Annotated in this window: 9 protein-coding genes; 5 read left to right on the forward strand and 4 right to left on the reverse strand. The window is 61.1% G+C overall.

Features of this window, described 5'->3' with window-relative positions; translation table 11 throughout:
- The first annotated feature begins 31 nt into the window (after positions 1 to 31).
- The 3 genes from L8V01_RS08010 (at position 32) to L8V01_RS08020 (ending at position 6,486) form a co-directional block, all read left to right on the forward strand.
- A complete protein-coding gene (locus L8V01_RS08010) occupies positions 32 to 790 on the forward strand; it encodes a decaprenylphospho-beta-D-erythro-pentofuranosid-2-ulose 2-reductase (RefSeq protein WP_269946557.1) in 759 nt (252 codons plus the stop codon).
- A gap of 183 nt (positions 791 to 973) precedes the next feature.
- A complete protein-coding gene (locus L8V01_RS08015) occupies positions 974 to 2,950 on the forward strand; it encodes a galactan 5-O-arabinofuranosyltransferase (RefSeq protein ID WP_269946558.1) in 1,977 nt (658 codons plus the stop codon).
- Between the two features lie 74 nt (positions 2,951 to 3,024).
- The gene (locus L8V01_RS08020; protein ID WP_269946559.1) at positions 3,025 to 6,486 is read left to right on the forward strand and encodes an arabinosyltransferase domain-containing protein; all 3,462 of its coding nucleotides are present in this window, start codon (positions 3,025 to 3,027) and stop codon (positions 6,484 to 6,486) included.
- Here L8V01_RS08020 and L8V01_RS08025 read toward each other — a convergent pair.
- The 3 genes from L8V01_RS08025 to L8V01_RS08035 form a co-directional block, all read right to left on the reverse strand.
- Positions 6,425 to 7,801, reverse strand: coding sequence for a PepSY-associated TM helix domain-containing protein (locus L8V01_RS08025; protein WP_269946560.1), 1,377 nt, complete (start codon positions 7,799 to 7,801; stop codon positions 6,425 to 6,427). The genes L8V01_RS08020 and L8V01_RS08025 overlap by 62 nt on opposite strands.
- Before the next feature lie 63 nt (positions 7,802 to 7,864).
- A complete protein-coding gene (locus tag L8V01_RS08030) occupies positions 7,865 to 8,758 on the reverse strand; it encodes an alpha/beta hydrolase (RefSeq protein ID WP_269946561.1) in 894 nt (297 codons plus the stop codon).
- Positions 8,759 to 8,797: 39 nt separating this feature from the next.
- Positions 8,798 to 10,732, reverse strand: coding sequence for a M13 family metallopeptidase (locus L8V01_RS08035; RefSeq protein WP_269946562.1), 1,935 nt, complete (start codon positions 10,730 to 10,732; stop codon positions 8,798 to 8,800).
- A 42-nt stretch (positions 10,733 to 10,774) separates the two neighbouring features.
- Here L8V01_RS08035 and L8V01_RS08040 point away from each other — a divergent pair, with 42 nt between their 5' ends.
- Together L8V01_RS08040 and L8V01_RS08045 are read left to right on the forward strand one after the other, a co-directional pair.
- The gene (locus L8V01_RS08040; RefSeq protein WP_269946563.1) at positions 10,775 to 11,356 is read left to right on the forward strand and encodes a hypothetical protein; all 582 of its coding nucleotides are present in this window, start codon (positions 10,775 to 10,777) and stop codon (positions 11,354 to 11,356) included.
- Positions 11,357 to 12,208 (forward strand): PrsW family intramembrane metalloprotease, encoded by an 852-nt coding sequence (locus L8V01_RS08045; protein ID WP_269946564.1) that lies wholly within the window; start codon positions 11,357 to 11,359, stop codon positions 12,206 to 12,208.
- Between the two features lie 22 nt (positions 12,209 to 12,230).
- On the opposite strand, the gene L8V01_RS08050 is transcribed toward L8V01_RS08045, so the two are convergent.
- The gene (locus L8V01_RS08050) at positions 12,231 to 12,632 is read right to left on the reverse strand and encodes a hypothetical protein (protein WP_269946565.1); all 402 of its coding nucleotides are present in this window, start codon (positions 12,630 to 12,632) and stop codon (positions 12,231 to 12,233) included.
- Between the last annotated feature and the right edge of the window lie 107 nt (positions 12,633 to 12,739).

Here is a 12,739-nt window from a genome sequence, read left to right on the forward strand (position 1 = left end):
GAAATAACACCTTTAAGGAGATTTACTGACCATGCTTAATGCAGTAGGCCAAGCACAACACATCCTGCTTTTGGGCGGCACCTCCGAGATCGGCCTCGGCGTCGTCTCCGAGTTCCTGCAGCGCGGCCCGGCCAAAGTCACCCTGGCCGCCCGCCCGGAGTCCCCGCGCATCGGCCAGGCCAAGGCTGACCTGGAATCCCGCGGCGCTGACGTAGAAGTCCTAGACTTCGACGCCACCGACTTCGACTCCCACCCAGACGTTATTAATAAGGCCTGGGAGCGCGGCGATGTGGACGTGGCCATCGTTGCTTTCGGCACCCTGGGTGACCAGGAAGAGCTATGGCAAAACCACGATAAAGCCGTCGCCTCCGCACAGACCAACTACACCGCTCCGGTATCCGTAGGCGTGCTCTTGGGCGAGAAGTTCAAGCACCAGGGCCACGGCACCATCATTGCCATGTCCTCCGTGGCCGGCATGCGCGTGCGCCGCTCCAACTTTGTCTACGGTGCTTCCAAAGCCGGCGTGGACGGCTTTTATATCAACCTGGGCGAGGCCCTGCGCGGTACTGGCGCTAACGTGCTGGTCGTTCGCCCAGGCCAGGTTCGCACCAAGATGTCTGCCGAGGCCGGCGACGCCCCGCTGACCGTCAACGTCTCCGACGTTGCCGAAGCCACCGTCAAGGCCGTGCTCGATGGCAAGCAGGCCATCTTCGTGCACCCACTGTTTGAATACGTTTCTTTGGCATTCAAGTTCATCCCACAGGCCATTTTCCGCAAGCTGCCGTTCTAAAACACCGCGGCTTTCCACGCTGGCACCTGCCGGCCGGCTCGCCTCCGCCCCCGCTTTCTCCACTCGCCACACCCCGCGGCGTGGAGGGACGGGGGCGGTGGCATAGGGAGCGTCGGTAAGCAAGTGCTCAACTGCCCGCGCCAAATCCGGGCTGTGGGGCTTAGGTATGCGAAACTATAGGGCATGACAAGCACAGCTGTACCCACCCAGGCAACGCCCGTGAGCGAGGATAACCGCACCGAAGCCTATCGCGCCGATGCACTGACTCACCGCGCGACCCTGCTGGGTATTGTACTGGCCGCCGTAGCCGGTGGCGCGGTGACGCTGCTGGGTTGGTTTGCCTTCAAGACGGTATCGCTGCCGTCCTTTAATACCTCCATGGTCACCCGCGCACTGACCACGGTGGGCGTGGTGGTCACACTCGCACTGGCCGGTGGTCTGTGCGTGTGGTGGCTCTATGACCACTACAAGGATTCCTTTGCCCGGCCACGCTGGCGGGTCTGGCTGACCTACGCGGTCACCTACCTTTCGCCAGCCTTTTTAACTCTGGCCGCCGTGGGCCTGCCGCTGTCCGCCTCCCGCTTATGGCTCGATGGCGTGCAGGTGGACCAGGCCTTCCGCACCCAGTTCCTCACTCGCTCTGTGGAGGAAATGGGCTATGCGGACATGAACTACCAGGACATGCCCTCCTTCTACCCAATTGGTTGGTTCTGGCTCGGCGGCCGCTTGGGCGCACTATTAGGCATTCCGGGCTGGGAGGTCTACCAGCCCTGGGCCCTTATCTCCATTGCTGTAGCCGGCTGCATTCTGGTGCCCATCTGGCAGCGCCTCACTAATTCCCTACCGGTGGCCACCGCCATCGCCCTAGTCACTACCGCAATCACGCTGACCATTGCGGCCGAAGAACCCTATTCTGCGGTCATCGCAATGGGTCTGCCTACCGTAGCGGTACTTAGCGCCCGTGCCTACGGCGGCTCCTGGCTATCTACGCTAGGCGTGACGCTCTACCTGGGTATTTCAGCTACGTTCTATACCCTTTTCACCGGTGCAGCCGCGCTCACCGTGGTCAGCCTCATCGCGCTATTTACCGCGCTTTATGAGCACACGTGGCGCCCCATCGTGCGTTTGGTAGTCATTGCCGCAGGCTCCATCGCCATCGCTCTCATCGCCTGGGCCCCTTATATCTGGGCGGTACTGCACTCACCCGAACCGCTACAGACCACCGCGCAACACTATCTGCCAGAGGAAGGCACGCAGATTCCGGTGCCCTTCTTGTCCTTTAGCCTCGTTGGCTTCCTCTGCCTCATCGGCCTCATTTATATTGTGGTCCGCCTCAATGACGTAGAGGTTCGCGCACTAGGCATCTCCCTCATCGGCATCTACCTATGGACCGTGGCATCCATGGTGGCTACGCTGGCCGGCACCACGCTGCTCAGCTTCCGCCTCGAGGTAATCGTGGTGCTCCTCTTTGCCACCGCCGGCATCCTCGCTCTGGCCGAGGTGCGCCTGCTCGGCGTACACCGCCTCTACCCGGCGCGCTTCTCCCACACCACCAATAAGCAGATCACCGCGGTCATGGCCATCGTCCTCGCCCTTGCTGGCGTCTATTATGCGCAGCAGATCCCAGAGGCCAACGAGGACGCCATCGACCACGCCTATAGCGATACCGATGGCTATGGCGAGCGTGCCGACCGCTTTACTAGCGATTCTGCTCATTACTACTTGGATATCCACAACTTCATCCAGGACCAGGGCTATGCGCCGGATGACACGGTGGTGCTCACGGATGAAAAGATCTTCATGTCGTACTATCCCTACTGGGGTTTCAACGCCTTTACCAGCCACTACGCCAATCCATTGGGCGAGTTCAACACCCGCAATCAGCAGATTGAAACGTGGGCGAATGAATCCTGGGACATGAAACCAGACGAGTTCGCTAAGGCTCTAGATTCCGCCGCTTGGCGCGGACCGGATGTCATGATCTTCCGCGGCGACTTGGACAATAAGGATGATGGATTCAAGCTGCACTTGGCGGAGGATATCTACCCCAATCAGCCGAATATTCGCTACCGCGCGGTCTTCTTCAACGCCGATGTCTTTGACAAGGGCTGGAAGCTACAGCAAACCGGTCCCTTCGTAACAGCCGTTCGCGCCAAGTAAGTTCACCCACACTTCCCGCCCGTGGCAGGGTGTGCCCGCGGGAAGAGAGGTTTATCTGACGTAGACTAATCGCCGTGTCAGATAGCCTCACTACGAATACCACCCAAGCGCGACCTGCCGGCTCCCGCTTCACCGCCGCCCCCGCGGGCCTGCGGTGGACCGCGATCATTGCCGGACTGATTGGTTTTCTGTGTTTTGTAGCGACCCCGCTACTGCCGGTAACCCAAACTCAGTCCTCTTATGACTGGCCGCAGCATGATTCCGTGCAGTCCATCAACGCGCCGCTTATTTCCGTGGCCCCAGAGGATCTTCAGGCCACCATCCCTATTTCCGCGGTTGATGAGCTGCGCGAGGGCCAGTCCATGGTTTACGGCACCGTGCCGCCCGAGTCCAAAAAGGCTTCCAACCGCGGCCTTTTCGTCCGTGCGAATGACGAGGGACTCTCTGTTGTCTCCTTGGATGAGGTGCTGCTTACCCTCAATGCCAAAGAAGTGGCCAAGCTTCCCAAGGACGCCAAGATTGAGATTTCCGCTTCGGGCGATGGCACCACGGTGAGCGTGGGCGATCATGAAAAGACCACCGAGGAGGATCTGCGCCCGCAGGTCACCGGCGTCTATACCGAAATCGATGACAAGGCAGATGTGCAAGCCTTGCTTGACGATGGTCTCAATGTCCACGTCGATATCAACTCGCGCTTCACTTCGTCCCCGACGTTGCTCAAGACCCTTGCCATGTGGCTGGGCACCGCCATGGTGGTAGTGTCCCTGTTCTGCCTGTGGCGCATCGACCGCCTCGATGGCCGCCGCTTCGGCTTTATGCCTGAAACGTGGAAGAAGGTGCGCCCGCTTGACGGCGTGGTCACCGCCATCTTGGGATTCTGGTATATCTTCGGCGCCAATACCTCCGATGACGGCTTTATCTTCTCCATGAGCCGCGTCTTCGATCACGCGACCTACATGGCCAACTACTACCGCTGGTACGGCGTGCCAGAGGCCCCCTTCGGTGCCCCCTATTATGACTTGGTTGCCGTTCTCTCCCAGATTTCTACCGCCTCGGTCTTCGTGCGTTTGCCCGGCCTGATTTCTGGGCTCATCATCTGGTTTATTCTCTCCCGCGAGATGCTGCCGCGCTTTGGCCAGCTTGTCGATGGCCGCCGGGTCGCCCACTGGACCGCAGCGCTCATGTTCCTCGCCTTCTGGCTGCCTTATAACAACGGCACCCGCCCGGAGCCCATCGTGGCGCTTGGCGTGATGTTTACTTGGGCCTCCTTTGAGCGCGCCATTGCCACCCACCGCCTGCTTCCAGCGGCCGTGGGCACCATCGCCGCGACTATTACTTTGGCCGCCGGCCCCACCGGTCTTTTTGCCGTGGGCGTCTTCTTGGTCAGCCTGCCGCACCTCTTCCGCGCCATGGCCGAGCGCGTCCCGTCCATGGGCGGTGGCGCCCTCGGCTGGCTCGCGCTCATTGCACCATTCCTTAGCGCTGGCACCGCCATTATGGTTGCCGCCTTTGGTGACCAGACGCTATCTACCGTGCTGGAGTCCACCCGCGTGCGCTCCGAAGTCGGCCCCTCCCTGCCGTGGTACGCCGAGTACGCGCGCTATTCCACCCTCTTCCAGGAATCGGTGGACGGCTCGCTTACCCGCCGCTTCGCAGTCTTCACCATGCTCTTTTGCCTGGTTCTTATTGTGGCGGCCTTTATCAAGGACCGCCGCGTCGTCGGTGCTGCCGTCGGACCAACCCAGCGCCTGCTCATCATCGTGGCGCTGTCCATGTTCTTCCTCATGTTCACCCCGACCAAGTGGACCCACCACTTTGGCATTTACGCCGGCGTCGCCGGTGTCATCGCCGCCCTCGGCGCCGTGGTGCTCTCCCAGTTTGCACTGCGCTCGCCGCGCGCTCGCACTTTTGCTATTGCCGCGGTGGTTTTCTTGCTGGCCATCTCCTTCGCCGGCTGGAACGCCTGGTGGTACGTTTCTTCCTTTGGCATCCCGTGGTGGGATCGCACGGTGCAGCTCAAGGCCATCGAGGCCAATAAGGTGCTCCTTGCCATCGCGTTGGTCATCTTCGCAATCGGCATAGTGCAGTCCCTGCGCCATAGCTACCGCAAGTCGCAGGCGGAAGAGGCCGGCACTCTTGCGGAATTTGAACAGAATGCTGCTGCAAAGGTCTCGCGCTCAGCCGGCATCATGTCCGCGCCCATCGCCTTGGCCTGCGCCATCGTGGTAGCGCTGTCCTGTGCATCCTTTGCCAAGGCAACCGTCTCGCAGGCGGATTCCTACTCCGTAGGCAAGGGCAACCTGGCCTCCCTGCGCGGCAATACCTGCGCGCTGGCGGATCAGACCATGGTGGAGACCAACACCAATGAATCCTTCCTAACCCCGGTCGAGGGCGACTTAGGGGATTCCTTGGTAGATAAGGACGAGCCCCACAACGGCTTCGACCCGAATTTCATCCCCGAATCCATCGAGCCGGAAAACCAGAACTCCGCCTCCGTAGGTGCCATTGCGGATGACTCCAGCGACTCCTCCTCTGATAGCGCGAATACTGCCACCTCGGGCGCGGATACCGAATCCGGCGGCACGAGCGATTCCGCCGATTCCCAGGAGACTAAGAATAAGCAGGAAAAGAGGGGCGAGAAGTCTAAGGAAACCACCAATACTTCGGAAGGTGGCGTGCGCGGCACCAAGGGTGTCAATGGCTCCACCATGCACCTGCCGTTCAACTTGGATTACACCAAGGTTCCGGTTCTCGGCTCCTATTCCGAGGATCAAGACTCCACCTCTGAGGTAACCACCAAGTGGTACAACCTGCCAGAAGCCAAGGACAATACCCCAGTGCTCGCCGTATCAGCGGCCGGCAATATCTACCACCACGACGTCAACGGAGTGGAGCAAGACGGCATGAAGCTTAGCCTCGAATACGGCACCATCGATGATTCCGGAAAGGCCACCAATACCGGGGAGGAAGAACTCTCCGCCGTTGGTGCCACTCCGAAGTGGCGCAACTTGCGCCTGCCGCTGGATAAGCTGCCGAAGGACGCCAACGTGGTACGCCTAGTAGCAACGGATGATTCCACCGATGAGGATGACTGGCTCGCCTTTACTCCGCCGCGCGTGCCGGAGCTGGATACCATCAATAACCAGTTCTCCAAGGACACCCCGGCGCTGCTGGACTGGGCCGTCGCTCTGCAGTTCCCGTGCCAGCGCACCTTTGACCACTTTGCCGGTGTCACGGAAATCCCGGAATACCGCATCCTGCCGGATTCCTCGGCACAGACCTCGCTGACGGATTTCCAGTCCTTCTCCGGTGGCGGTGCGATGTCGACCGCGGAAGCGGTGAACTACTCCTATGAGATCCCGAGCTACCTCAACAATGATTGGGCACGCGATTGGGGCGCCATTGAAAAGTACGAACTACGTACCGATTCACAGGGCAACGCCCCAGTTCCAGCCGAGATCGAATATGAGGATATTACCCGTTCCGGCCTATGGAAGGACTCCGAGATGAAGATCCGCCCCGAGGGTGAGGAATAGTCTCCCCCGCGGCTGCGCCTCGGCCTCGCTGCGGGGCGCGCACTCGCCGCACAATCCAATCGCCAAGGAAAAAGATCAAAAGCGAGGCGCCAAAGAGCGGCGCGATGATCGAATAGGCCACCACCCCCGCCAGCACGGCGGGGGTAATTTTTAGCTCGGGGAGGCCGCGGCGCGGCTTTATCCACCACATCCACAAGCCTGCGCCACTCACCACGAGCAGTCCCAAGGCCAGCGCCGCCAAGGCGATCTGGCTATAGATGCCAAAGAGCGTCCCCATGTGCAGCTGGATGAGCCATGAGGTTAGCTGTGCGGCAAGCGACCAGTCGGCGGAATTGATGCGGTCGATGACCTCCCCGTTCGGGGTCACTGCTACGGCATCGCTGCGCAGCTTGAAGGCTGCACGAGCCTCGCGCACACCCCACGCATCGCCTGGCTTTTCCGGTGGGGTCATTTCCAGAACCCCGGTCAATCCTTGGCTACGAGCTGCCGACAATGCGGTTTGGGCCCCGGCAAGTTTCGCAGCGCCCTCGTGTCCCGCATGACCCGCATGGCCGTTGTGACCAGCGTGGCCGGAATGCTCGCTCGCCTCAGTGCTAGCGCCCACTTCCGCAACGGAGGTTGCCACGGACGGTTCCTTCCAATTCAGTTCCTCGCGCACCTTGCCAATGGCGGTACCCGCCACCAGCGACCACGTCAGACCGGTGACGGTCAGGAAGAGAAAGCCCGGCAGCAACCAAGTGCCCACGCGAGCGTGCAACGCCAGCGGCTTGGAAAGCCGCTTTCTATTCTTCTGCTTACGCTTAAGCCACAGGTAAAGGCCAAGGATGCTCAGCGCACCGAGCCACGAGGCCGCAAGTTCGGCATAGAGGCGGCCAGGCTCTCCCAGCCACAGGGTGCGGTGGCCCTCGGAGGCCCACGTACGAAAGGAGAGCGCGCGGGATCCGCCATATTGTTGTAGTTCGCCGGTGATATGCAGATCCACCGGATCCACAAAGACGGCGCGGGTGTAACTGGCGTTGGATGCGCTGGGGTCCGCGAATAGCACGCAGGTGGTCTCCTGCGGATCCTCGGAAGGCTCGACCTGAACCACGTGCCCATCAGGGTGCTCGCGCTGGGCGGCGGCAATCTGCTCGTCCAAGCTGCGTGGGTTGCCTGGCGCGGTGGCGGTTACCTCATCGTGGTAAATCCACGGTTCAAAGGTGGGTGCCAAGGCGTAGAGAAAGCCGCTTAACGCTGCGGCTATGAGAAAGGGCGCGATCATGACGCCGGCGAATTTATGCAGGCGCGATAGCGCGCCATGGGTGGATATAGTCATGCGGAACTAGTCGCACCCTTGTTGAAACTAGTTCCCTTTTAGTATGAAACCGCCAGGAACCTGTTATTTTTCTAGCTCGCCTGCCAGGAACGCGGCCGCATCTCGCACGCGTTGCCGGGCCACCGCCGGAGTAGATACGCGGTGGGTGGAGACGTAATCGCGCGCAACGGCACCGGGCACGCAAACGCGCGCGGCAATCTCATCCTCGGTTGCGGTTTGCACGAAAGTGTGCGGACTTAGCTCAGATAGGTCCGCCGGGATTTCGTATCCGGCGCGAAGATCCTCAGGCAGGTTTGCAAGGGCGCCGAAATCGGGGAAGGTGAGCAGGAGGGCGTCGGCAGGCACGAGCGCAGCCAGCGCTCCGCCGGAAGAATACCCCCAGTTAGTAACGCTAGAAGCGCCCTGCGCGCGGGCATAGTCGATGGCTTGCTGCACGGCATTGACCATCTCTGCCACGGTGTGCTCGGGGGCGAGCGGATAATCCACGTCAATAATGGTGGTGCCGGATAACTGCGCAGCGGCGGCTACCTCGGGGCGCCACTGCATCTCCAGCGCCTGACCGTCACCGCGCCACCAACCGCCCGAATGCAGCGAGACCGCCCAGCGGCCGGTGGGCTTTGTAGGCTGGAAGATGGCGCCCACCTCGGATTCCTCTACGGTGATACCGTCCGTGAATTCGGTCCCGGGTAGTGCGTGGTTTACACCGGTGCCGAGCACCATCATTGCCGCATGCGTAATGCGATCCGGCAAAAACGCGCAATACTGATCCGCCTCAGGGGAGCCGCCCCCAGCCCACGGCGGACGGAAATCCGGGGTGTCATAGTGGGCATCAATATAGGCAACGAGTTGCTCGAGCTGTTCCTTCTCATCCATCTGACGGTCCTGACCGCCAATGTGCCACTCCTGGCCGGGCTCCAGCGGGCGGTGCGGGTCCTGGTTAGCATCTGCGTTAGTCATGCCACCGAGCCTACGCGCACCGCCTACCGGCGGAAAGGGCTACCAAATGGTGACGCGATCCTCCGGCGCAATATACATGGCAGAATCCTCTACAACGTTAAAGGCCTCGTAGAACTCCGCAATATTGGCCGCAATAAGATTGCAGCGGAACTCCGCCGGCGAGTGCGGGTCAATGGCAAGGTACTGGGTAGCCATCTCTGGACGGATGGCGGTGCGCCAAACGCGGGCCCAGGCCAGGAAGAAGCGTTGTAGGCCGTTGTAGGTGTGCTCGGCCAGCTCTGGCTCGGCTCCATCTACCTCGAACTTCTCCTCCTTGCCCTGCAGGTCAATGCCCTTATCGGCGCAGTAGTTCTGGAAAGCCACCACGGCGATACCCAAGCCGCCCAGGTCACCGATATTCTCACCCAGGGTGAAGCTGCCATTTACGCCGGTGGATTCGATGCCGGCTTCCTTGAGCACCGTCGGCACTTGGCCGTTGAATTGCTCCACCAGCTTGGCGGTGAGCTTTTCAAAGGCGGCGCGGTCCTCATCGGACCACCAGGAGTTCAAGTTGCCCTGGCCGTCAAACTGCGAGCCCTGATCATCAAAGCCATGGCCAATCTCGTGGCCAATAACGGCACCGATGGCGCCGAAGTTTTCTGCGGCATCGGCCTCTGGGTTATAGAACGGCGGGCGCAGGATTGCTGCTGGGAAGGTGATGTCATTGACCACCGGGTTATAAAAGGCGTTGACCGTTTGCGGGGTGGTCACCCACTCATTACGGTCAGCCGGCTTGCCAATCTTGGCCAGCTCAAAGTCATGGGAGAATGCGGAGCCGGCGCGGGCATTAGCCAGCAGGTCCCCACCCTTAGCGGAGACCTCGAGGCCAGAGTAATCACGCCAGGAATCCGGGAAGCCAATCTTGGCCTTGAACTGGGAGAGCTTTTCTAGGGCGCGCTCGCGCGTGGCCGGGGTCATCCACTCCAGCTGGGAGATGCGCTCGCGGTAGGCGGCGATGAGGTAGCCCACCAGCTCATCCATCTCACGCTTGGAGGAGGCCGGGAAGTGCTTATCCACGAATACTTGGCCAATCTCTTCGCCCACGAGGGACTCGGCTAGGCCCACGGCGCGCTTCCAGCGGTCGCGCTGCTCGGTAGCACCGGAGAGCTTGGTGCCGTAGAACTCGAAGTTCTTCGCGCCTACCTCCTCTGGCAGCATGGCCGCGCGGGAGCGCAGGATGTGCCAGGTGGCCCACAGCTGCCAATCGGCCATGCGCTCGGAGGTAAAGAGGCTCTCGAAGTGCTCGAGATAAGACGGCATCATATTGACCACGCGGTGCTCCGGCAGGTTGCCGCCGGAAAGCAGAGCACGAGTCATGGCGGGAAGCTCACTAAACTCGCAGGGATTATAGGTCTTGACCGCATCGCGAGTGGAGACCACGTCCCAATGACCGGCGGCCAATTCCTTCTCCAAGCCCACAATGCGCTGGGCCGCCACCTCAGCGCCCAAGCCAAAGAGGCGGGACGGATCGAGGAATTCCAGCATCTCGGCCACGTGCTTCTCATAGGCACTCAGCGTTTCCCCATGGGCTTCCTCGCGGTAATAAGCCTCATCCGGCAAGCCCAGGCCGGATTGAATAACATAAGCAATGGCGTCCTCAGAACCCGAGTCCTTGGATACCCAGAAAGTCACCGGGGAACCCACGCCGGTGCGCTCGAGTTCACCCAGGCGGTGCGCTAATTCCTCTGGGTCGGCCGCACTCAGGCGGTCCAGATCCGCGTCCAATGGAGCCATGCCGGCCGCGTTAACTCCCTCGGTATCCATAAAGGAGGCATAGAGCTTGCCGGGGCGGCCGGTGTCCTTTTCCACGATCTCATGAACGAGTTCTTCGGCTTCGTCGCGCAGCGCGTGGAAAGTGCCGTCCACGCCGCGATCATCGGGAATGACATGGCTTTCCAGCCAGGGTCCATTGACTAGTTGATAAAGATCTTTCATGCCTGCCACTCTAGGGCAAAGCGGCAAGATAAGGTGTGGGCTATGGAATTTTATCGCTTTCCTCCAGCGCATCCGCGGCGCCTTTTCCTAGCCGTCATTGCGTTCGTAGCGGTGGTTCTCGCCCTGCCCATGATCGTGCAAACGGCGCTAGGGGATTCTTCCGCGGACGTCGAGCAGGTTACCTTGGCAGAGCCTAGCCAGGACTGGGAGATTGACGTTCCCGATCTATATTGCGAGCGCGATTATGAGTCCCTCGCCAGCATCGGCTGGACCTGCGGCGATGTCAGCGTGCAAGCCACCCTTACCGAGGATGCCAAAGACGATGCCACCACTTTGCGCCGCATGGTTCGCGCCCTAGCCATGGCTCCCCTGCCGGCCGACGCCCCTACCTTCGACGGCACGGATGGAGCACTCCTGCTTGCCGACGCCCCCTCCTCCACCGCCGCCCTCTCCCTCGACGGCACCGGCGAGGACGAAAACAAGGATTGGGTGGTCACCGTGACCGGCAAGGGCGAGCAGGCCCGCACCACCGCCTCTCGCATTTGGCGCGCCTTCGGCCAAGAGGATCTACCCGCCGCGGCCGATTCAGAATTCGCTGACTTCTCCGGGGAGTTGATGTTCTAGATGTCCAAGCTCTTTCGCACCACACTGTGGATCCTGTCCGGCATTGGCCTCATCGCCTTCTTTTTCCAGACGCTGAGCACATTTTTGATCTCTCCTCTGATGGGCCTGCTCAGCCTGCTCATTGCCGCCGTGCTCGTGACGCTGATCTTTTATCTGCTGCAGCGCAGCCCCATGTGGGCCCGCCCGGCGCGGTTATGGGCCGCGCTGGCTTTCCTTTGGGGCGGCGGGGTGGCCGTTGCCTTGGCGCTTATTAGCGCTGGTCCGGTCATGCAGCTCGCCATCGGCTCCGGCTGGGTCGATTCCATGATGTCGTGGAGCGGTGCCTACCCAGAGGAAATTTCTAAGGCCACCGGCGTAATCTTCGTGCTCATGTCCTTCCGCCAACTCAACCGCCCGTGGCATGGCTGGATGGTGGGCGCAGTGGTGGGCCTTGGTTTCGAGGCTTGCGAGAATATCCTCTACGGCGCCATGGGCGCGACCATGCACCCCGATAGCGATATTCAGGGCCTTTTTGAAATGTGGGGCCTGCGCCTTGTCGCCGGCCCCGGCCTGCACGTGCTGCTTACCGCGATGGCCGGATGGGGAATCGGCTGGGCCTTGTATGCCGCCGCCAAACCGCTGTGGTGGCGCATCGGCGTTTTCCTCGGCTACCTAGCCGCCTCTTTCACGTTGCACTTTTGCTGGAATTACCTGCACGATTCCGAGGTGGCCTCCATCATCCAGGCCGTCGGCGTAGCGCTTATCCTCTACCCGCTGAGCATATGGCTTGTGCTGCGTGGCAATAAGCTCGCCAAGGCCGACGAGAGCTATAGCCACAGCACTGCCGACGACGCCCTCGCCTTCGTGCACTAAAGCCACCGACCGCTCTGCGAACCTAGCCGCACACGCGCATCGGTGTTACCTGCGCCAGTGCTTGATTAGCGCTCGCGCAAGCCTGGCGCTCGTAGCTCGCTGCCGTGCGGGTGACATCTCGGATAGCTTGTCGCGCTGGGCCTCGCAGATGCAGATCGTGCTCGATTCGAGCGCCAATGGCCTCGCTAGAACCACCGGGGATTGTGCCCGGGGCATTATGTACGGCGCGGGTGACATCTGCGGTATGGGTGGCCGCATCACCGTAAGTATTGGCGGCTACGGTAAATCCAGGGGCGGTGGATACCGAGGCATGGATGCGGCGATTGTCTGACCAGCCAAACTTGGTACCGATAACCCCAGAAATCCGGGAGGTACCAAAATCCTGCCGGTAGCCATCGGCGGCCACGGGAGCGGCGGTAGCCATGCCGGTCATGATGGGCGCAGCAAGGGGATCGTGCTGGATACGCGAGGTAAACCGCGCTACATCCTCGGTGGAGGTGGTCGTTGTCCCCCAGTAACCGGTGTAGTGCG

Origin of the sequence: Corynebacterium curieae, assembly GCF_027570035.1 — a bacterium.
In the GTDB taxonomy this organism is placed as follows: Bacteria; Actinomycetota; Actinomycetes; order Mycobacteriales; family Mycobacteriaceae; genus Corynebacterium; species Corynebacterium curieae.